Genomic DNA, 20,526 nt, shown 5'->3' on the forward strand with positions numbered 1-20,526 from the left:
ACGGCTGGCTCACGTTCCCACCCCTAGCGATCAGGCTCCTACTTTATTGACAGACTTGATTCCCTTTCCCGCTATTCAAACCGCTACCTAAACGACTATTATTTTGCTCTTTTATATTCCACATAAACGGCGATATGTCGGCCCGGATTATGGCGACCATTGGCCGCTACGTGGAGGAGGTTGAAGTGTACTCAATCGATGAAGCGTTCCTGAATCTATACGGCTACGAAAGTATCTATCCTGATCTGGAACAATTCGCCCGGCAGCTCCGGCAAACGATTGCGCAGTGGCAGCGCATACCAGTCAGTATCGGGCTAGCACCCACTAAAACGCTGTGTAAGGTCGCCAACTTCTTCGCCAAGCGAGTGGCAGCGCACGATGGCGTTTTGTCATTAAGTACATACGATCAGATCGATGAGGTTTTGCATGAGTTTGCGGTTGCGGACCTGTGGGGAATCGGATCGCGGTACGCCACTCTACTCCGGCGCAACGATATCCGTACGGCCGCTCAGTTTCGGGACGCACCAGACGACTGGATCAGTCAGCATTTCACGGTGAATGGATTGCGGTTGGCCTACGAACTACGGGGTATTCCCTGCAAATTGCTCGAAGTCAACGCACCGGCCAAAAAAGCGATCTGTTCAGCACCCAGTTTCGGTCGACTGATACCCGATTATGACACCCTCGTTCAGGGATTGACAACTCATGTTGCCCGAGCTGCTCAGAAACTCCGCAGACAGCAGTCGGCTGCTGGTACCCTGACGGTGTTCCTGCACACAAACCGATTTCGGCGATCACCAAATGGCGAGCTGGCCAAGCAGTATTATGGAAGTCGAACGGTACAACTGCCGCACCCTGTCAGTAATAACGCAGACCTGACGATGTATGCCGTTGCCGCTCTGAAATCGATTTATAAGTTTGGCTATGCTTACCAGAAAGTTGGCATTATCCTGTCCGATCTGGTGCCCGATACGTACCGACAAACATCACTGATGAACAACGAACCCGATGAGCGGCTGGTCAACCTCTATCGGGTTGTTGACCGCTTGAACCATCGACACGGGCGAGACAGGGTCCGGTTGGCCGCGCAGGGTAACGATCCCACGTGGCAAACGAAACGACAGTGGGTATCGCCCTGCTACACAACGCGCTGGAATGATATTCTGACCGTTCATTGAGCGATTTGTTTAATTGACCGTATACAAATTATCAGGATTAGGGATTTAAAATAATTAGTTACTTTGAAGCCAATAATTCAAATCGCTTTGAATTCGTATTACTGATATACCATGGTGGAAACGGAGAGCAGTTTATCTGATCTGCTTCAGAAAATGATGGACGAAATCGCCGATCCGGAGTGCTACTACTGGGTATATACGAATTATTTCGATGTACAGCTACCCACTGACCGGGCTGTTACGCGCTGGTATCAGGCTCCGCTTTTCCTCAACCACGATGCTATATGGAATGCCCAGTTCACAGAAGATGGTATGTTGTGCGACGTGATCTTAAAAAATCAGCTTCCAGCCCAACGAGAGCGGATTAAGATTGAGTACGAGCAGATATACCGAATTACCCGTTTTATAGAAGGTAAGCCTATGACGGAAAAAGAAAGTACGGTCTATACTGATTCATCAAAATTGACAATGCCACCTCTGTAGTATCCATGCGCCACCCCATTGAAAAATACAATCAACAGCAGGCGGCTATGCTGGCTGAATTGCCCGAAAGTCAACGCGATTACATGGCCCGGATGTTTCGGATCGGTAACGCAAGCTATCAATACTATCAGCGGGCGAATGAACTGGCGGTCTTCAATAAACAGGCGGATTCTACTCATGAAGAATCGATCGATTCAATAGATGATCTGGTTGCTTGGCTGAAACAGCAGATCGACCCAGCAACGGAAAGTCGATCTGCTTGAAATCTATTTTGAGGAATATCTAGCGGGGATACCGCATGAGGGCCTGCGCCGGACTATGCAACTGGAAGAAATTGATAAAGCCAAACGTAGCATCCCCTTTTTGCGCTACCTCCTCGAGCGACACGATATGGGTATGGATGAGTTCATGCGGCAAAACTTAAGTGCCGAGGATTATGCCTTTCACCGGTCCGCCGGCGCGGGTGAATGTAGTAAGCCTCTCAAAGATGAATAGTAAGTTGAAGTCTCTAAAAACTGTTTTTGTCATCGGCGCGGAAGTGCCCGGTACGCAGGCCGTCGAACCAATGGCGATATACTATCGGGGCATTGTTCAGCCCTACGAGATGACATTTAATCCTAATGGGGCCAGACGATTCACCACCAAGATCGAAGCAGAAGCTTTCCGGAAAAGCTTGCAAGGTGCCCATCGGCTCAGCGTGGTTGAGCATGTCATATACAGACAGGTAGTAAAATGAGCTCATATAAGTGTCAGAGACCATGACTGACTGCGAGTTTGCTTTATCCTTTCTTTTTAATCTTACGTTCCAGCAACGAAATAAACTCTTTCCGGTAGGTATCCCCGATAGGAATCTCATGCAGTGTTCCCTGCCGTTGAACATATGCATAATCTTTGTTGATCATGTCCGCCTTGTTTAGGGAAATGATGTAGGATTTGTGAATACGTACGAACTGCTGTTCGGGCAAACGAGTCTCCATATCGCTGATCTGTAAGGGGGTGTTGAACTGTCCGGTCTCCGTGAAGAGCCAGATACCATTCCGCTCACTTGAGATCCAGCACAACTCCGCAAAGTCAATTCGTTGCAACTTGCCGTCAACCCGAATATAGGTAAACGTGTCTGTTTCCGGGGAATCAGTTCTGTTAGCGGCCAATACCTGTTTTGCTTTCTGTATCGATTTGGCAAACCGCTCGAAGGTGTATGGCTTGTGTAAGAAGTCGACCGTATTGTAGTCGTAGCTTGACAGCGCGTATTGCGGGTAGCCGGTCGTGAATACGTAGTGCTGGTTATCCCCCACGATCCGAATAAAATCAAGACCATCGACGGCAAAGTTGGGCATTTCAATATCCAGGAAAATCAGATCGACGGAGTGCTTTTCCAAGTAAAGTAATGCTTCGGTTGGATCGGTGAAGGAGGCTTTCAGATCGAGCTGAGGAATTTTGGCAATGTACTGGCGAAGAAGACCAACAGATAGTTCTTCATCGTCGAGGATCAGACAAGTAATCACGACTGGGTATAAATAATTAGGTGGCAGGAAAACACATCGTCCGACTGGTCAATCCTGAATTGCTGATGCTGATAGGCTCGTTCAAGTCGTTGCTGCATATTGGTCAGTCCAATCTGGTTTGAATTGACTCGCTGCTTTTTATTTTTCAGGTTCGAGCTGAAAAATTCGATTCGATCATCGTGAATATGCAGGCGAATGATGAGTGGATGGTTTGGATCGCTCATCGTACCATGTTTAAACGCGTTTTCTACCAAACCTATTAACAGTAGGGGTAGAATGCGCTGCTGATCTGGATCACCTGTAACCTGAAAATCAACGTGGAGAGGATACCGCAGTTGATGCAGACTAATATACTGCTCCATATAGTTGATCTCGTCTGTCAGCGCTGCCGACTGAAAGTCATCACGCATGCTGTAGCGCATAATATCCGAGAGTTTAACAATCGAGTCGGCCAGTTCAGGGTCGACCTCTAACGAACGGATATAGAAGTGATTCAGGGTATTGTACAGGAAATGCGGATTGACCTGGGCCCGTAATACCCTTAGTTCAGTACTCAGAATTTCCTGCTCCTGAATCAGGCGCTGCTTTTCGACTTCTTTCGTTGCTTCGATGGCCTGATTCATGTCATCGGCCACCTGCGGAATAACCGTCGACAAGTCACGGGCAACACCAGCAAAGAAATACGCCGTACCGGCCGCTACCAATATGAAAATGAGCCATGTATTGAAGTAGCGCGACGCTGCCGGCGGGTTGAGACCAGTACGTTTCAGTTCGGCCTGCCGGCGGAGCGCCCAGGGCTGCTGCCGATCGAGTGACTGCTCATACTGCCGAACCTCACCAGGGGTCAGATAGTGAAACTGATAGTGGTAGCCCAGCTGGACGAACGTCGTATAGACCAGCACACCCAGTACGACGGCCGTCCAGATGCCCATGGCGAGTCGTCCCAGTACCATACCCGCCAGCAGGACCAGCGAGTGAGCCAGCGCAAAATCGGTCAGCAAGGAGTCCATCGACGGATTACCTATGCCGATCAGATTAACAAAACTCATCAGCATCACCGACAGCACACTGGCCCACCGTAGCGTGATCTCCAGCCGCGAATGCTGATCGAACGAGTTGGCGCTGGTCCGGCGACTAAACAGGTAGAGAGCCGATGCCAGATTGGTAAACCATACAAAACCGTACACCAGCCAGAGCCGGTTATCCGGTACGTAAACACCCGTAGCCATCTTCTCACTAATCAGAAAAATAGGCATCAGGGCCAGATAAGCCAGGTTGATCAACTGTAGCAGTCGACGCTGCACCTGTGAGAAGGGACGGGTGAGTTGCTGGCGGGACCGGGCCAGCAACTCACCCAATGGGGTACTACCTTGATTCATGAACAATACATACAGCCGGTAGGCTGGTACTAAATGAGTGGATAACAGTACGACACCGTCGGGTTAAGAGTAGTCGAAGCTGGAGACGTAGACCGGGTCACGGTCCAGGGTGATCGACGCGGGCAAATCGATTGCTTTGGCCATTACGTGCGTGGTTACCCCGGCTTGAAAACCGCTCAGGGGATCCATCCCGGACGTAGCCAGCAGCGATCGTAGCGGATCACGTTCATCAATCTGCCACATGGCCGTATGCATCTTGTAGTGAGCCATTACACTTTCCAGCAATGAAGTCAGCAGGTCAGCCCGGCCGGGAGCTACGCAAACCCCTTCCAGCGTTAGAAACAACTGACTGGCGGGATTGAAAAACCGACGCAGGCCTGGCACATGCGGTGCTACGTATCGCAACAGCGAACCCAGCCGCCCGGGCAGGTGCACCAGCTCCCACTGAATTGGACTGGCCTGCACCCCCGCTACCACCCGCCCCTGTTCTTCCAGCACGAAGAACGGACGCTGCGCATTGATGCGCGCAAAATGCTGAAAGCCATACTGTGCGTATTGATCGGCTACCAACTGATGAGCCAGTGCCGACTCCGCGGGTAGTAGTGGCCGAACACGTCGGTCGGGGCTGGGGGTAAACCGCCGGAATAGATACGTACTCAACTGAGCGACCGAGGTAAAACCAGCCCGATAAGATGCAGCCATTGATCGCGTATTTTTGGCTTCTATGTACGAGTAGAACAGGTACGGATCCGACTGGCGAGCCTGCACGTATTCAACAGCCGTAGCTTTAAGCAACTGACCAAACCCTTTGCCTTGTTGATCAGCGCGTACGGCGAGGTAACGCCCATAATAAGCCGGCACTAGTTCGCCCCGAAAGCCAACCGGTCGCTTATCCAGACAATACAGTCCAATTAGCGTCTGATGATTGTCGTAGAGTTGAAAGAAGAGCGGATCTGATAACTGCTTAATCCGATTAGCCTGTCCCGTCTGGCGATACCGAATGCCATCCGTACCATAAAGCGTCTGGGTCAGTAAGGAAACGCTTTGCGGATCAGCCTGACTAGTCACCGATAAAGCCAGGCCGTTTTGTTCATGCAGTACGATCGGCTTGGAGATTGGAGTACTGAAAAATTGCATAACTACTCAACGAAAATGGTATTGAATATACTTCATTCGTAGGGCGGATTTAAGGACTATTTTCGATCGCGACTTGTTGAGTAAACGGTGCAAAACTGGTTCGTCCCGCCAGTAAAGGCGTTTGTCCTTCCATACGAATGGTTTGGCATGGGCTCCGTTTAGTAAATTTAGTTGTGCTTAACTTTGACTATTTCTTGAAGACCGATAGACAAGGAATGGTGAGGAGTATGAATGGTGCGGAGTTGAGTTATCTGTTTTCGTTACCGGCTTTGGCGACTCTGTCGCAGCAACTGACTACCCCGGATTTTAAACCCAGTCTAGTTCAGCAACTAGTGCTGCAGCGGGCCGTTCAATTACTGGATATGGAACTGGCATACCAGACGGCCGAGCAGCCGGAACTGCTCGACACGATCAACCAGCTGGTGTCTGATACGGCCGCTTGAAGTATCTACCGGGCGTTGGTATCGGGCTCGGGTTGGAATCAAAAAAATATACTTATGGCAAGAGTTGTGCTAATCACCGGTGCCTCCACCGGTTTAGGTGAGTCAATAGCTACTTACCTGAGTGGCCGGGGCTAAACCGTCTATGGAACTTTCCGTTCATCACTGACTGGAAAATCGTTCCGGATGCTAGAAATGGATGCAATAAGTACGTCGAGCGTTCAGCAGGCAGTTACGCAAATTCTGGCCGAGTCGGGTCGGATTGACGTGTTAATTAACCATGCCGGGCTGGGTATTGCTCTGGGCCAATAGAGAGAGGAGTTGAATCTGGCCGATGTAGAGCGGGTGTTTGATACGAACGTGCTAGGTGTATTACGGGTAATACAGGCAGTGTTGCCGTCGATGCGTCAGCAGCAATCAGGGATACTGATTAATACTAGCTCCATTGCGGCCGAAGCCGGCCTTCCCTATCGGGTGCCTACAGTGCTACTAAAGCCGCAGTTGATCGGCTAACCGAAACGCTGCGGCTGGAGTTAGCCTCGTTTGGTATTCGGGTCTGCTCTATCCAACCCGGCGGGGTCCGCACCGACATTAACAAAACCGGCTGCGCACTGTCTTGTCGCCTGACAGCGTATATAAGGCCACATTCGAACGAACGTACGAGCTAATTGATCAAAGCGTTGATGAGAGAATAAAGGCCAGCGTATTTGGCCCACTCATTAACCAGATCATTCAGTCCCCCACAGTAGCGCGCATGTATCGAGCAGGCAAACCAATCGAAAAGGTATCTGTTTTGCTCAAGCAGTTACTGCCCACTGCACTCTACAGAACGAATGATTCGCAACCATCACAAAATGTAGCGACGTTTAATTGAACATGTGTAACCTTTTATGCTTTTTAGGAGACAACAGTTCAGGTAGTATCCAACGAATCCTGTTCCAGATTAGCCGTCTTTAAGTTTAGCATAACCCGGGAACATAATCTCCACAAGCTATACTTATAATTTTTTCATAAAATATTATAAGTATAGCTTGTGGATTTATAAGAATCTACCAATCTTTGTGCATAAATATGTATAGACATTTAGACAAGGAGATGCAGTTGTTCACAATCGATCACAGTAGCCCCATACCTCTCCACATGCAAGTGGAAACCATTATGAGGGAGTTGATTGACAGTGAGGAGTATCAGCAAGGTAAGCTTTTCCCCAACGAAATAGATCTCGCTAAGCGATTAGGTATTGCCCGGAATACGGTCAGACAAGCTATCAATAAGCTTGTTCATGAGCAACTCCTGATTCGCAAGAAGGGCGTAGGGACTAAAGTTGCCAAAAATCGTATTACGACCAAACTTAACAACTGGTCGAGCTTCACGCTCGAAATGCACGATAAGGGCGTTGATTTTCAGAACTACAAAATTAGAGCGAGCTGGACGCTGGCTGATCAGGATACCGCGGAGGTGTTTGGGATCAGCACTGACTCTAAAGTGTTGAAGCTGGAGCGCCTGAGAGGGCTGGAAGCAGGACCCATTGTCTACTTTATCTCGTATTTCCACCCCCGCGTTGGCCTTACGGGCGATGAGGATTTTACCAAGCCTCTTTACGAAATGCTGGAAAAGGATCATCATACTGTGGTTGTTCTTTCCAAAGAAGAGATTAGCGCTACGTTGGCCGACGAATACCTCGCGACCATTTTACACACAGAGCCCGGTGACCCGATTTTGTTGCGCAAACGGATTGTGTGTGACCCAGGTGACCGGCCAGTTGAATACAATATGGGCTATTATCGAGCGGATCGTTTCACCTATGCCATTGATATAGCTCGTAAGTAATTTTCTACTTATTAGTAATCTATTACCCAAGTCTAGCTAGGTAGTCACTTGATTACCAACCTGATTCTTTGTATTTACAAATATGTCTATACATATAGACAAACCAAAGATATGTTCTGTACATGACTCTTCAAACGCTTCTGAAAATGAGTGGACATCACAAACCCTTTTCGAACTAGATAAGTATGGTTACCCTGACAAATCAACCTGTAAACAAGGTCAACAACACCTACCTGTACTTAGTCTGCCTGGTAGCAGCGTTTGGCGGTTTTCTGTTCGGTTTTGATACCGCCGTTATCTCAGGTACGGTAGGCCTGGTCAAAGGGGACTTTGATCTGAACGCGGTGCAGGAAGGCTGGTTTGTGAGCTGTGCCTTACTGGGGTGTATCATTGGCGTCAGCGTCTCGGGTAAATTGAGCGATACGTACGGCCGCAAATTAGTCCAGATCATCTCGGCGGTGTTGTTTCTGGCTTCAGCCATTGGGTGTATGTTCTCCGTCACGTTCACTACGCTGATCGCCTTCCGGTTGGTGGGTGGCCTAGGAATTGGCGTGGCCTCGATGGTTTCTCCGCTTTACATCTCTGAGTTTGCCCCTTCCCGCTTTCGGGGTACCATGGTGTCACTGTATCAATTAGCCCTGACCATTGGCATTGTACTAGCTTACTTCTCCAATGCCTACTTAGCAAACCACGCGGGCGATTCTTTCGAAAGCGAAAGCGTCAGATCCATATTTTCGGACCATGTGTGGCGGGGCATGCTGGGGTTAGGCGCCGTACCAGCCGGTATATTCCTACTCGCCCTGTTGGTTGTACCCGAATCGCCCAGATGGTTGTTGCTGCGCGGTCAAGAGCAGAAAGCACGGGCCATACTCACCCGAATAGATGGACCTGCCTCTGCTCAAAAAGAGATTGAGGCCTTCAAAGCTCCGGGCGAAGATGGAGAAGGCAATCTGAGCGAACTGTTTACGCCCCTGTACCGGCGACCTTTGTGGATTGGTTTACTCCTGCCGTTTCTGTCGCAGGTGTGCGGCATCAACGCCGTGATCTACTACGGTCCCAGAATTCTGGAGCAGGCTGGGTTTACGCTTAATAGTGCCTTGGGGGGACAGGTTACCATTGGGCTGGTCAATGTCGCCTTTACGTTCGTCGCCATCTTTACCGTTGACAAATGGGGCCGCAAACCACTGTTGTTCGTAGGCGTTGGTGGGGCGGTACTTTCGCTGCTGATCATCGGGGCGCTCTTTCAGTTAGGAGTTACGTCCGGCCCCTGGATACTACTCTTTATTCTGGTCTTTATCGCCTGCTTCGCGTTTTCGTTCGGTCCTGTGTGCTGGGTCGTCGTTGGCGAAATATTCCCCAACGCTATTCGGGGAAAAGCGATGGCGTTGGCTACGCTGTCGCTCTGGATTGGCAACTTCCTGGTCGGGCAGTTGACGCCAGCCTTGCTCGAAGGAGTAGGCTCTGCCTGGACATTCTGGCTGTTTGCGTTATGCTGCTCCCCGGCGCTGTGGCTAACCTGGAAACTGATTCCCGAAACAAAAGGACGCTCCCTGGAAGCTATTGAAGCCTATTGGAAAGACACCTACTCAGGAAAAAAAGCTCATTCGTAATGAAAAATCACATCCTTTTTACATGAATACTCTCCAACAATTTACTGAATTCTCTAAACCAACATAACTTCTATGAACATTCCAATACGTCATCGAGTAGGCCAATCGATTGGGTCGGTCGGACCACGATTGCTTCTCGTGTTGCTTCTCGTGCTGAATTACAGCTACGGTTCAGCGGCTCCGTTAGCGGTCCGCGCATTGATTAACCCGCTCAACATAGAGCTTACCGGTCAGGTGCTCGATGAGCAGCAGAAGCCCCTGCCGGGTACAACCGTAAGCGTGGTGGGTACAACGGTTGGCACGACAACCGATGAAAACGGTCGATATAGATTGTCCGTACCTGATAATTACGTAGGGCGTAGCCTCGCCTTCTCGTTCATTGGCTTTACGAAGCAAACCGTCGTCATTGGGCAGGAGCGAACAATCAACGTTACGCTAAAGGTAGACGCCGGTCAGTCGCTCGACGAGGTTGTGGTCGTTGGCTATGGTCAGCAGAGCAAACTGTCGGTTACCGGCGCGGTCGATCAGATCAAATCCCAGAGTATTGAAAGCAAACCCGTAACGAACGTATTACAGGCGTTGCAGGGTGAGTCGCCGAACCTGATTATTCAGCAGACGAACTTCAGTCCGGGCAGCGGGGTAAATATTAACATTCGTGGTCTGGGCACGTTGGGTGACAATACTCCGCTCATTGTTATCGATGGCATCATCGGCGGGGATATCAACTTGCTCAACCCCAATGACATTGCCAGTGTATCTGTGCTGAAAGACGCCGGTTCGGCTGCAATTTATGGCTCTCGCTCCGCCAATGGCGTGCTTTTGGTCACGACGAAAAGCGGCAAGTTGAATCAGAAAGCCTCCATTACGTATAACGGCAGCTACGGTATGCAAGTGCCTTACGTTGGGTTACGCAAGGTCAACGCCTGGGACAATGCATATTACAAAAACCTGTCGCTGATCAACTCGGGATTGCCACCAATCTACACACCGGACGACATTCAGGCGCTGAGAGCACAGGGGAATGGCGATTGGGAGCGTCAATCTATTTTGCAGAATGCGCCCCAGCAACTGCACAATGTTTCGATCACGGGCGGGGGCGCCAACAGCAGCTATCTGATTTCGGCCGGGCTCCAGGATCAGCGCAGCAATTTTGTTGGACCGTCGTACGGCTACAAGAAATACAACATCCGCCTGAATCAGCTCTCCGTTATTGGCAAGCTGAGGGTCAACACGATTCTGAACTACGTTAAATCGAGTAACAAGTCGCACAGTAACACCGACTGGGTCATTTTTGCCGATGCCGATCGGGTACCCCTGAACTACAGCTTTCAGGATGCAGACGGTAACTACCTGACCAATCCGGTGGCTTCCCAGTACAACGTAAAAAGCGTACTGGAACAAGGCGGCTCGTATAAGTCCGACAACGACCAGTTTTTTGGCAACCTGAACGCGGAACTCAGCATCACGAAAGACCTTAAACTGACGGGCATATTCGGAGGGACGCTGAACGCCAACAATGCCTTCTTCCGTCGGTTACAGGTCAACAACTATCCAGCCGGGGTGTACGGAAACGACCGTACGGTTTACGACAACAGCTTCAAGAATTCATTGCTTAATACGCAGTTGTTCGCGGACTACACCAAGCGTCTGGGCGACCACAGCATCAAGGTGTTGCTGGGGGCTTCCGACGAATACTACCGTTCCAATGAGTTTCAGCTGCAGAAAACCCTGACTGATCCAGCGCTGGGTACACCCACTACCGGAACGATTCTTGACCCGGTTGCCTCCTACAACAGCAACGCCAGAACCAACGAGACGCGCATCAGCTCCGTCTTTGGCCGGGTAAACTATTCGTTCAAAGACCGTTATTACCTGGAAGGGAACTTCCGGCAGGATGGCTCGTCCAAGTTTGCTTCGGGCAGGCGGTGGGGCTTTTTTCCGTCGCTGGCGGGCTCCTGGCTGCTTAGCGAAGAATCGTTCCTGGAATCGGCAAAGAACGTCGTGAACAATCTGAAGGTGCGGGCCTCGTACGGTCTGGTGGGTAACCAAAACGTAAACGCCTACCAATACCAGACGAACTTTTTCAACTACGCTAACGCCTACGGTTTTAATAATACCGTTGTGGGTGGGGCCGGTTTCAACCTGGGTAATCCCGATCTGACCTGGGAGAAATCGGCAATTCTGAACGTAGGGGCAGATGCCAGTTTCCTTCAAAATAAGCTGTCTCTTTCAGTCGATTACTTTAACAAGGTAACCAGCGACATCTTATACAGTCGGCAGGACATTCCACTGCTGTTCGGCGCGGGATTTCCAGATTACAACGTAGCGAAGGTTCGCAACAAAGGCTGGGAAGTTAGTGCGACCTACAACCTGAACACGAAAGCCGTTAAGCAGAGCTTCAGCGTCAATCTGGCCGACAACAAAAATACCCTGCTGGCCCTGACATATGGCGCGGACCAGCAGATCGCTAACGTGGATGCGTTTGGTTTTATCCGGAAAGTAGGCCAGCCCATTACGCAGTACTGGGGGTACAAAACAAATGGTTACTTCCAGAATCAGGTTGACGTTGATAACTCACCCAAACCAGATGGCGTTGACGTGGGCCCCGGTGACCTGAAGTTTACGGACTTCAACGGGGACGGTAAAATCGACGACAGTGATAAGATCGTCCTGGGTAATCCGTTTCCCCGCTACACGTTTGGCTTCAACTACCGATTAGCGGTAAAAGGGTTCGATCTGAGCCTGTTCATACAGGGCGTGGGCAAGCGCGATGTGATGCTTCGGGGTGAGGAAGTTGAACCTTTCCACTACAACTACGGGGCAACCATGTATGAGCACCAGACGGATTTCTGGACGCCCACGAACCCCGATGCTCGCTATCCCCGACTAGCGGCTATTGGCTCACCGTCAAACACGAACAACTGGCGCTACGGCTCGGACGTGTACCGATACAACGGTGCCTACGCCCGGCTGAGAAACGTGCAGATTGGCTACACGATCCCGGCTGAAGTAACCAAGAAACTCGGTGTGCAACGCTTGCGGGTGTCGTTGATTGGTCAGAATCTGCTAACGCTCTCCCAGCTCAAATTCATTGATCCGGAAACGTCTGAGTTCAATAACAATCTGAACTTGAATGCAGCGTCAAACAGCGCCCGCAGCTACCCTTTACCTGTTTTTTACGGGTTTGGTCTTGACCTAACCCTCTAACAATCGATACTCATGAATTTCATCAAGAAGATAAGTAGCCTATGCGTGGTGTTTCTCGCCGTCGCCGGGTGCGGACCTTTGGATATAGCCCCGGTCGATCGCTTTACGGAACTCAACTTCTGGACGGCGGGCGAGAACGTAAACAATGCCCTGAACAACATCTACAGCGGCATGTATACCAGCACGTTATACTTTTACAACGAAGCGCTTTCGGACAATGCCTACACCGCCCAGGGATCGGCCGCGGGCAATCCGGAAGCCATCGCGAGCGGTAGCTTCACCTCGACGCTGCCCAAATTCCAGAACGACTGGTCGTTTTATTACCAGGGCATCAAGTCCTGCAACATCTTCCTGACGAATGTCGATCAGAACACGACGCTTCCGGCAGATGTCTTGGCCAGAATGAAAGGCGAGGTACGTTTCGTGCGGGCCTGGCACCATTTCAACCTCATGAAATGGTACGGTGATGTGCCTATTCTCGATCGCGACATATCGCCGGATGAAGCCAAGACTATTGCCCGCTCACCGCGTGCTACGGTCCTGAAATTTGTTACGGACGAACTGACGGCGGCTACGGCCGTGCTGCCTTCCAGAGACGCGTATGCCCCCGCCGACAATGGTCGGATCACGAAAGGCGCGGCCATTGCTTTGCAGGCCAGAGTTTTACTCTACGAAGGCAATCGCATGGCGGACGTGGTGGCGCTCTGCGAAAAGTTGATCAACGATCAGACTACCAACGGACAGTACGGATTAGCGGCCAGCTACAGCGATTTGTTCAGCAGTCCTACGGTCAACAAAAACAGTAACGAATCCATTTTGGCGCTGCAATACGTCCCCAGCTTACGCACCTGGTCGGAGTATTTCGATTTTGCACCCCGGTCGGTTGGGGCCAGAACGAACAGCCTGGCTCCAACCCAGGAGCTGGTCAATGCCTACGTGATGCTCAACGGCAAAGCGATTACCGAGGCTGGTTCAGGCTATACGGAAGCTAACCCGTACGCCAATCGTGATCCCAGGCTGACCGCTACTGTTGTCTACGATCAGTACGTTTGGCGGAACGCGGATGGCACGACCCAGACCATCTACATCAAACCGGGTTCGGACCCTATCCGGCCCGCCCTGAACGAGTACGCTCTCAACGGGCAGGGATCACCCACGGGCTACTACTGGCGTAAATATTACGATCCCAACGGCCTGGCCAATTTTGCGTCGGGGTTGAACCTGCACCTGATTCGGTACGCCGATGTCCTGCTGATGTATGCCGAAGCGAAGCAGAGTTTAGGGCAGATGAATGCGGACGTGTGGGACAAAACCATCCGGCCCCTTCGGCAACGGGCGGGCTTCACGGACGTAGCCGCGTTAAGCTTTCCGACTAGTGGCGATCTGACGCAGATTATCCGTCGGGAGCGCCGGGCGGAGTTCGCTATGGAGGGACTGCGTATTGACGACATCCGGCGGTGGAAGATCGCTGAGGTTGTTCTCAATGGCTACGCGCACGGTGCCCGATTCGGCGATCCAACGGTTGACAACGGCTACATCCGGGCGCAACGACGGCAGTTCGATCCGGCCAAAAACTACCTGTGGCCGATACCCGCTTCCGAGTTGAATCTAAACAAGGCATTGACCCAAAACCCGGGTTACTAACCGTTCTAATCAGCACGCCCGATGAAAAATCTATTGACTTATGGTGGTGTGGCTTTAGTAGCCATGCTGTCAATTACCTCCTGTACCCAGACGGTTCGGGAACTGAACCCTGCGGTAACGCCGGTCAGTACGCTGACGGCGCCCGAAAACAACACGAGTGTCAGGCTGGAGCCGAGTACACCAGCCAGTGTGCAGTTCAAGTGGGAGCCGACGCAAGCCGCGGAAGGGGTGTTGTACGAAGTGGCCTTCGACAAGCCCGATGGCGATTTCAGTAAACCGTTTTACAAGACGGTCTCTGACGGACTGGGCGTACAGCCGCAGCTAACGCTGAGCCATAACGACCTGAAGAAAATCGCGGCCCTGGGTGGGATAGCGGCTTCTTCCACGGGGAGCGTCAAATGGACCGTACTGGCTTCGATTGCCTTTAATCGTCAGGTGAGCACGGTCAACCGCGTCCTGACCATGACCCGGCCCGCTGGGTTTGCCGAACTACCCGACAGTTTGTACCTGACGGGTACCGCAACCGAAGGCGGTGACGATCTAGTCAAAGGCATCCGGCTCAGAAAAACAGAGGACGGCGTCTTTGAAGGATACACGTCCTTAAAGGAAGGTACCTACTATCTGACGGATAAGCTGACCGGTAACGGAAAGCGATTCTACGTTGCTAGCGACACCATCCGGGAAGGCAATACGCCCACAACCCTGACCGGTCCGGCTAAAACGTATCGCCTACGGTACGATTTCAACATTGCCACGGCGCAGGCTACGGAAATACAGTCGGTGGGTTTGTTTATGTCGGCTTACAACAAAGAGATCGGTACCTTGACCTACGCGGGCAATGGCGCTTGGACGGCCGCCAGTATCCCCGTTGAGTTTTACCCGTTCTCCTGGGGCCGGGATGAGCGGTACAAATTCGTAATCCGAACGGCCAGTGGCCTCGAATACATGGGCAGTTCGAACGTCAATAACAATAGCCCCGCCGGAGCACCGGCCTCGTATTACTACGTTCAACCAGTTTCTAATTCACAGTGGGATAACACCTACAAGTTCGACCCGGCCGCCGATGGGAAGAAGGTTAAAGTCGACCTGTTGCTTCGGGCGAATGCACCGTATACGCACCAGGTGACGGTGCTGCGATAGGCTTAACCAGGCTTCATGGGCCTGCCGATGATCTATTTGAACATAACCTATGCTATAGGTACCGTCACTTGTAGCATAGGGTTACTCTTCCAGTTATGAAGCGCTTTCTTTTCAGTGTACTTTTAGCCGTTGTGGCCCTCACGCTCATTACAGCTTGTGAGGATAAGCAGCAACCGTCGCCGGTTGTCAGACCCGACACGACGAAGCCGACTACGCCCGTCCCGACCGTGTCGCGTTACCTGACGGCGGCCAAGAAAACGCATGAATATGTGCTGGCCAATTTACTGACGCCTTACAAGAGCTACCGGGTTAACGCGACCACCGACCCAACGTCGGCGTTTGAATGGTATAATGTCAGCCAGATTTACGCGGATGCCGCCATGGTCAAATTGGGTGAAACGAGTCACACAACATACATGAACGACAGCTTCAACTGGATGAGTCACTTCTGGGATGACGCCAAACCCAACGGTGGTTACTTTGGCTTCGTGCGTATTGACGGCAGCGAAAAAGGGGCCGACACGCTGAAATACATCGATGATAACGCCTTGTCAGGAGTTGTTTATCTGGAGGCTTACGAAGTCAGTACCGGAGCCCAGAAAGCGGCTTATCTCGACAAAGCCAAAGCCTGCGCCAATTGGCTTATCAAGAGCGGAACCTGGGACAACACCTTTGACGGCGGCTTTTGGTGGAATACCGCCAAAACGGTGAAACCGACCCAGTCGAACGGCTTAGCCATGCAGCTGTTCACGCGCTTGTACGCCATTACGGGGGAGTCGGTTTTTCGGGAGTGGGCATCCGCCGTTGACAAGTGGTTATCAACCAAGTTGTACGAAAGCAGCACCGGTCTCTTCGTCTGGCAGATTGACCGGGCGGGCAAACGATTTACCGAAAAATTTACCTACGACAACGCCATTATGGTTGAAGCGTTTCTGCTGTACGGAGAAGTTATGAAAGACGCGTCTTACCTGGTTAAAGCGCAGTCCTTGGGCAACGCCATGAACCGGACACTCTGGGACAAGACCCACAACGTCTATATCTTCAATACCAGCGATCTCCGGATAAACCCAGCCTGGTGCGGCTGGGGCTCACAGGCGATGATTAAGCTGTATGAATCAGACGAAAATACGTCGTGGCTGGGGTACGCGCAGGGAAACATTGACGCGATCAACACGGTCTTGAAAGATCCCGGCACGCATGGGTACTATCAATTTGCTACTCTGAATGGGGCCGGTCGATACGCTAACATCGAAGGGGTCGATGTGGCCTGGATGCAGCGTATTCAGGCGCTATTATCCCAATATCGGTAACCCCTAAACCTGCCCCCATTCAACCCAATCCTGTATGAAACAACTGACTTACGTTACCCTTTTAAGTGGCTTTATTTTCGCGTCGCTGCTGACCTCCTGCGCCGTAAAGCGGCCAAGTGTCCTCCGCTACGTCTATCCCAATATTGGAACGGCCCACAGCCGGTGGTTTTTTTATACGCCAGCGGCCGTACCCCACGGCATGGCCAAGCTGGCTCCGTCTACGAACGGCCACTACGGCAATAACCAAGGTTGGGAAGCGGTTGGGTACGACACCCGGCATAACTCCATCGAAGGCTTCGTCCATTTCCACGAGTGGCAGGTAGGCGGGGTGAACTTCATGCCAGCTACCGGCGAGCTGAAGGTAAAACCCGGCGAGCTGGACAAACCCGGCAGCGGTTACCGGTCCAGATTTGATCGCAAGAACCAGGTGGCCGAACCCGGTTATTACAAAGTGTTGCTGGATGATTACGGGATTACCGCCGAACTGACTGCAACCAAGCACGTCGGCTTTCACCGGTACACCTTTCCTGAAAACGATCAATCGCGGGTCATTTTAGATGTTGGCAGTGTGCAGGGCGAAAGTGGGGAGGTGCGAAAAGCGGAGGTGCGCATGACCGACGATACCCACTTTGAGGGGTTTGTCACGACCTATCCGAAATACGTAAAAACCTACGATCCGAACGGGCAGGTTTCCATGTACATCTGGGGTGAGGTAAGCAAAAAACCCCGTTCGGTTGGGTCTTTTACCGATGCGGGCGTGCAAGCGAAAAGCAATGCGGCCACCGGAAAAGGAGCCGGGTTATTTCTGGAATACGCCACCGGCAACAACGAAGCCATTGAGCTGAAGGTAGGCTTATCGTATACATCCATTGCCAACGCCAAGGCGAATCTGGAAGCCGAAGCAGCGGGGCTATCTTTCGAAAAAGCCAGACAACAGGCGCAGAATACCTGGCAGACCGAACTGGGTAAGATTGCCGTAGAGGGCAATGAAACCAACAAGGTCAAATTTTACACCGGCTTGTTTCATGCCTTACTGGGGCGTGGGGTAGCTAACGACGTAAACGGTTTCTTTCCCCGGCACGACGGCTCGATTGGTCAGTTACCCCGCGACAAAAACGGGAAATTCAGCTATAACTTTTACAACACCGACGCCATATGGGGTGCATACTGGAATCTGACCCAATTGTGGGCGCTTTCCTATCCGGAGCGGTACAATGACTTCGTGCAAACCCAGCTGGCGATCTACAAGGAACGGGGCTGGTTTGGCGACGGTATCGCCAACAGCAACTTCGTATCGGGCGTGGGAACAAACTTTGTTGGGCTGGCCATTGCCGGGGCCTATCAGGCAGGTATTCGGGACTACGATACGAATCTGGCGTACGAAGCCATCAAAGCGAATGAACTAAGTGGACACAATCGGCCCGTTGGCTCCGGAAAACTGGACGTAGAAGCCTTCGTCAAGCGGGGATACGTGCCTTACCTCGACGAAGACAAGACCGATTCGACCGGATCTCATTTTGCCGCTTCCCACGCGCTGGAATACAGTTTCAGTACGTTTGCTGCCGCCCAACTGGCGAAAGCCCTGAACAAGCCGACCGATTATCAGCAATTGCTAAAACTCTCTAATGGCTGGAAGCTCCTCTTCGAACCGAAGGAAAAACTGGTCCGTCCTAAGAAAGCGGATGGTTCGTTCATCGACAAGTTTGACCCCTACGAACCCTGGCGCGGTTTTCAGGAGGGCAATGCGGTGCAGTACACCTTTTTTGTCCCGCAGAATCCGCAGGCCCTGATCGATACCATTGGCAAAGAAGAGTTCAACAACCGGCTCGACGGTATCTTCACGGCCGCGCAGAAAAACGGTTTTGGGGGCGGCAAAGAGATCGATGCGTTCGCCGGTATCAAGTCGATTTACAACCATGGTAACCAGCCTAACCTGCACATCAGCTGGCTATTCAACTTCTCCGGAAAGCCGTGGCTCACCCAGAAATGGACCCGCGCCATCTGCGATGAGTTCTACGGTACCGAGCCCATCCACGGCTACGGCTACGGGCAGGACGAGGATCAGGGCCAATTAGGCTCGTGGTACGTCATGGCCGCATTGGGCCTGTTCGACGTCAAAGGCTTTACCGATCTGAGGCCCATTGTCGAGCTAGGCAGTCCAGCCTTTGATCAGGCCACCGTTCGGCTGGGGGACGGGAAGCAGCTACGGATCGAAGCCAAGAATAATTCCGCCCAAAACGTATACGTGCAGTCGGCCACCTTCAACGGAAAAGCCTTGTCGAATTGCTGGTTGTACCGGGATGAGCTGATGAAGGGCGGGAAGCTGACCTTCGTGATGGGCAGCCAACCCAACACAAACTGGGGCAGTCAAACGCCCCCGCCTTCGGCTCAGTAGCTGGACAGTGTGGGTTACTATGACCATACAAAACCTAAACAGAAACAGGTAATGACGTTGATTTCTTCAATCATAAAGCAGCTGGTCTGGGTGGCTCTGGTCAGCTGGGTGTTCGCCTTGCAGACGACGGTAGGGCAGTCGCCCAAAGCGTCGGCTGTCTACCTGAATAGGGCCAGAGAAACCTACAACAATGTCTGGCAGCGGTACCGCGTTCCGGCCTACAAGCTGTTCTCGGAAAATTACCCATCCGGTCGCAATGACACGCTGACGTACATGCAGGGAGGTGGTGTGAAGGAAAAAGCGGTAAGCTTTCTCTGGCCGTTTTCCGGCCTGTTCTCAGCAACCAACGTATTGCTGAAAGTACCCTCCGAACAGAGGGTACAACGGCTGTACCTGGACAGCTTGGTAGCCGGTATCGAAACCTACCGCGATTCGAGCCGCTCGCCCGTTGGATATCAAGCTTTCCCGGTTCAATTTGAGAAATCGGACCGCTATTACGACGACAACGGGCTGGTGGGCATCGATTACATGGAAGCGTACCTAAACACCAAAAATCCGCTTTATCTGAAACGGGCGAAGGAAGTGTTTACCTTTATTTTGAGTGGATGGGGCGACGAACTGGGCGGTGGCGTAACGTGGCTGGAAGGGCATCGCGATCAGAAACCGGCCTGCTCCAACGGGATGGCTACGCTCACGGCGCTCAAGATTTACCAGGGCACCAAGGACCCGTATTACCTGCAGTGGGGCAAAAAGTTTTACGGCTGGATGCACACAAACCTGCTCGACTCGACCGGTGTGTATGCCAACGATCGCAAAACAACGGGGGCGCTAAACCGGGTCTTTTACACGTACAATTCCGGCTCTATGCTCGAAGCGGCCGTATTGCTTTACGAGTTTACCGGCGATAAGCAGTATTTGACCCAGGCCGAAGAACTGGCGAAGCGTGCATTCGTGCATTTCAACAAGCAGCCCCACCCGGCCTCCATGGCTATCCAGATTGACTTGCCGTGGTTTGTTACGGTACTTTTCAGAGGCTACGATGCTCTTTATCGCGTCAATGGCGACTACCAATACGTAGCTAAAATCAAAGAAAGCCTCGACTACGCATGGCAACACTCCCAGGATCAATACGGCCTGGTTACCCACAGCTGGACGCCCAAACCAACTGAACTGGCAAAGCCGAAATGGTTACTGGACGAAGCCTGTATCGCTGAGTTGTACGCGCGACTGAGCCTGTTGGAACGCGAACGAGAAACGAGAAAATAAGC

17 protein-coding genes and 1 pseudogene are annotated in these 20,526 nt (G+C 51.8%); 14 read left to right on the forward strand and 4 right to left on the reverse strand.

All coding sequences use genetic code 11. The annotated features are described in order from the left end of the window. Window positions 1-122: 122 nt before the first annotated feature. The 3 genes from ACYVBJ_RS15380 to ACYVBJ_RS15390 all read left to right on the forward strand — a co-directional run bounded on the left by ACYVBJ_RS15380 (window position 123) and on the right by ACYVBJ_RS15390 (window position 1,924). A complete protein-coding gene (locus ACYVBJ_RS15380; protein WP_460983281.1) occupies window positions 123-1,178 on the forward strand; it encodes a DinB/UmuC family translesion DNA polymerase in 1,056 nt (351 codons plus the stop codon). A 111-nt stretch (window positions 1,179-1,289) separates the two neighbouring features. Continuing rightward, window positions 1,290-1,661 carry a hypothetical protein gene (locus ACYVBJ_RS15385; protein WP_460983197.1) on the forward strand — a complete coding sequence of 124 codons (372 nt, stop codon included), beginning with the start codon at window positions 1,290-1,292 and terminating at the stop codon, window positions 1,659-1,661. 5 nt (window positions 1,662-1,666) lie between these two features. Further along, window positions 1,667-1,924 (forward strand): hypothetical protein, encoded by a 258-nt coding sequence (locus tag ACYVBJ_RS15390; protein ID WP_460983198.1) that lies wholly within the window; start codon window positions 1,667-1,669, stop codon window positions 1,922-1,924. Between the two features lie 19 nt (window positions 1,925-1,943). Here the strand turns inward: ACYVBJ_RS15390 and ACYVBJ_RS15395 are convergent, their stop codons facing one another. Beyond that, window positions 1,944-2,078 (reverse strand): hypothetical protein, encoded by a 135-nt coding sequence (locus ACYVBJ_RS15395; protein ID WP_460983199.1) that lies wholly within the window; start codon window positions 2,076-2,078, stop codon window positions 1,944-1,946. A gap of 70 nt (window positions 2,079-2,148) precedes the next feature. On the opposite strand from ACYVBJ_RS15395, the gene ACYVBJ_RS15400 reads away from it, so the two are divergent. Further along, complete coding sequence (locus ACYVBJ_RS15400; protein WP_460983200.1) at window positions 2,149-2,397, forward strand: hypothetical protein; 249 nt, start codon at window positions 2,149-2,151, stop codon at window positions 2,395-2,397. Window positions 2,398-2,440: 43 nt separating this feature from the next. On the opposite strand, the gene ACYVBJ_RS15405 is transcribed toward ACYVBJ_RS15400, so the two are convergent. The 3 genes from ACYVBJ_RS15405 to ACYVBJ_RS15415 all read right to left on the reverse strand — a co-directional run bounded on the left by ACYVBJ_RS15405 (window position 2,441) and on the right by ACYVBJ_RS15415 (window position 5,682). Beyond that, entirely contained in the window at window positions 2,441-3,166 is a 726-nt protein-coding gene (locus tag ACYVBJ_RS15405) for a LytR/AlgR family response regulator transcription factor (RefSeq protein ID WP_460983201.1), read from the reverse strand. Beyond that, entirely contained in the window at window positions 3,163-4,545 is a 1,383-nt protein-coding gene (locus ACYVBJ_RS15410) for a sensor histidine kinase (RefSeq protein ID WP_460983202.1), read from the reverse strand. Before ACYVBJ_RS15410 ends, ACYVBJ_RS15405 begins: the two co-directional genes overlap by 4 nt. 63 nt (window positions 4,546-4,608) lie before the next feature. Then, window positions 4,609-5,682 (reverse strand): GNAT family N-acetyltransferase, encoded by a 1,074-nt coding sequence (locus tag ACYVBJ_RS15415; protein ID WP_460983203.1) that lies wholly within the window; start codon window positions 5,680-5,682, stop codon window positions 4,609-4,611. 194 nt (window positions 5,683-5,876) lie between these two features. Here ACYVBJ_RS15415 and ACYVBJ_RS15420 point away from each other — a divergent pair, with 194 nt between their 5' ends. The 10 genes and pseudogenes from ACYVBJ_RS15420 (at window position 5,877) to ACYVBJ_RS15465 (ending at window position 20,524) form a co-directional block, all read left to right on the forward strand. Beyond that, the gene (locus tag ACYVBJ_RS15420; RefSeq protein ID WP_460979638.1) at window positions 5,877-6,125 is read left to right on the forward strand and encodes a hypothetical protein; all 249 of its coding nucleotides are present in this window, start codon (window positions 5,877-5,879) and stop codon (window positions 6,123-6,125) included. A 192-nt stretch (window positions 6,126-6,317) separates the two neighbouring features. Next, window positions 6,318-6,790, forward strand: a pseudogene (locus ACYVBJ_RS15425) (SDR family NAD(P)-dependent oxidoreductase). Window positions 6,791-7,262: 472 nt separating this feature from the next. Beyond that, the gene (locus ACYVBJ_RS15430; protein ID WP_460983282.1) at window positions 7,263-7,952 is read left to right on the forward strand and encodes a GntR family transcriptional regulator; all 690 of its coding nucleotides are present in this window, start codon (window positions 7,263-7,265) and stop codon (window positions 7,950-7,952) included. A gap of 185 nt (window positions 7,953-8,137) precedes the next feature. After that, entirely contained in the window at window positions 8,138-9,562 is a 1,425-nt protein-coding gene (locus ACYVBJ_RS15435; protein WP_460983204.1) for a sugar porter family MFS transporter, read from the forward strand. A 72-nt stretch (window positions 9,563-9,634) separates the two neighbouring features. Further along, complete coding sequence (locus ACYVBJ_RS15440) at window positions 9,635-12,769, forward strand: SusC/RagA family TonB-linked outer membrane protein (RefSeq protein ID WP_460983205.1); 3,135 nt, start codon at window positions 9,635-9,637, stop codon at window positions 12,767-12,769. Window positions 12,770-12,781: 12 nt separating this feature from the next. Further along, on the forward strand, window positions 12,782-14,413 hold the full coding sequence (locus ACYVBJ_RS15445) for a RagB/SusD family nutrient uptake outer membrane protein (RefSeq protein ID WP_460983206.1): 1,632 nt from the start codon (window positions 12,782-12,784) through the stop codon (window positions 14,411-14,413). Window positions 14,414-14,434: 21 nt separating this feature from the next. Next, window positions 14,435-15,553: a SusE domain-containing protein gene (locus ACYVBJ_RS15450; protein ID WP_460983207.1), complete on the forward strand. Its 1,119-nt coding sequence runs from the start codon at window positions 14,435-14,437 to the stop codon at window positions 15,551-15,553. Between the two features lie 95 nt (window positions 15,554-15,648). Then, complete coding sequence (locus ACYVBJ_RS15455) at window positions 15,649-16,863, forward strand: glycoside hydrolase family 76 protein (protein ID WP_460983208.1); 1,215 nt, start codon at window positions 15,649-15,651, stop codon at window positions 16,861-16,863. 34 nt (window positions 16,864-16,897) lie between these two features. Continuing rightward, entirely contained in the window at window positions 16,898-19,258 is a 2,361-nt protein-coding gene (locus tag ACYVBJ_RS15460; protein ID WP_460983209.1) for a GH92 family glycosyl hydrolase, read from the forward strand. Between the two features lie 51 nt (window positions 19,259-19,309). Next, window positions 19,310-20,524: a glycoside hydrolase family 76 protein gene (locus ACYVBJ_RS15465; RefSeq protein ID WP_460983210.1), complete on the forward strand. Its 1,215-nt coding sequence runs from the start codon at window positions 19,310-19,312 to the stop codon at window positions 20,522-20,524. The last annotated feature ends 2 nt before the right edge of the window (window positions 20,525-20,526 follow it).

Source organism: Spirosoma fluminis, assembly GCF_054778895.1.

Bases quoted from the DNA above. Each gene is read 5' to 3' on its own strand.
- ACYVBJ_RS15430 (WP_460983282.1), top strand. From the start codon at position 7,263: ATGCAAGTGGAAACCATTATGAGGGAGTTGATTGACAGTGAGGAGTAT.
- ACYVBJ_RS15450 (WP_460983207.1), top strand. From the start codon at position 14,435: ATGAAAAATCTATTGACTTATGGTGGTGTGGCTTTAGTAGCCATGCTG.
- ACYVBJ_RS15410 (WP_460983202.1), bottom strand. From the start codon at position 4,545: ATGAATCAAGGTAGTACCCCATTGGGTGAGTTGCTGGCCCGGTCCCGC.
- ACYVBJ_RS15415 (WP_460983203.1), bottom strand. From the start codon at position 5,682: ATGCAATTTTTCAGTACTCCAATCTCCAAGCCGATCGTACTGCATGAA.
- ACYVBJ_RS15455 (WP_460983208.1), top strand. From the start codon at position 15,649: ATGAAGCGCTTTCTTTTCAGTGTACTTTTAGCCGTTGTGGCCCTCACG.
- ACYVBJ_RS15445 (WP_460983206.1), top strand. From the start codon at position 12,782: ATGAATTTCATCAAGAAGATAAGTAGCCTATGCGTGGTGTTTCTCGCC.
- ACYVBJ_RS15465 (WP_460983210.1), top strand. From the start codon at position 19,310: ATGACGTTGATTTCTTCAATCATAAAGCAGCTGGTCTGGGTGGCTCTG.
- ACYVBJ_RS15440 (WP_460983205.1), top strand. From the start codon at position 9,635: ATGAACATTCCAATACGTCATCGAGTAGGCCAATCGATTGGGTCGGTC.
- ACYVBJ_RS15400 (WP_460983200.1), top strand. From the start codon at position 2,149: ATGAATAGTAAGTTGAAGTCTCTAAAAACTGTTTTTGTCATCGGCGCG.
- ACYVBJ_RS15460 (WP_460983209.1), top strand. From the start codon at position 16,898: ATGAAACAACTGACTTACGTTACCCTTTTAAGTGGCTTTATTTTCGCG.
- ACYVBJ_RS15390 (WP_460983198.1), top strand. From the start codon at position 1,667: ATGCGCCACCCCATTGAAAAATACAATCAACAGCAGGCGGCTATGCTG.
- ACYVBJ_RS15435 (WP_460983204.1), top strand. From the start codon at position 8,138: ATGGTTACCCTGACAAATCAACCTGTAAACAAGGTCAACAACACCTAC.
- ACYVBJ_RS15385 (WP_460983197.1), top strand. From the start codon at position 1,290: ATGGTGGAAACGGAGAGCAGTTTATCTGATCTGCTTCAGAAAATGATG.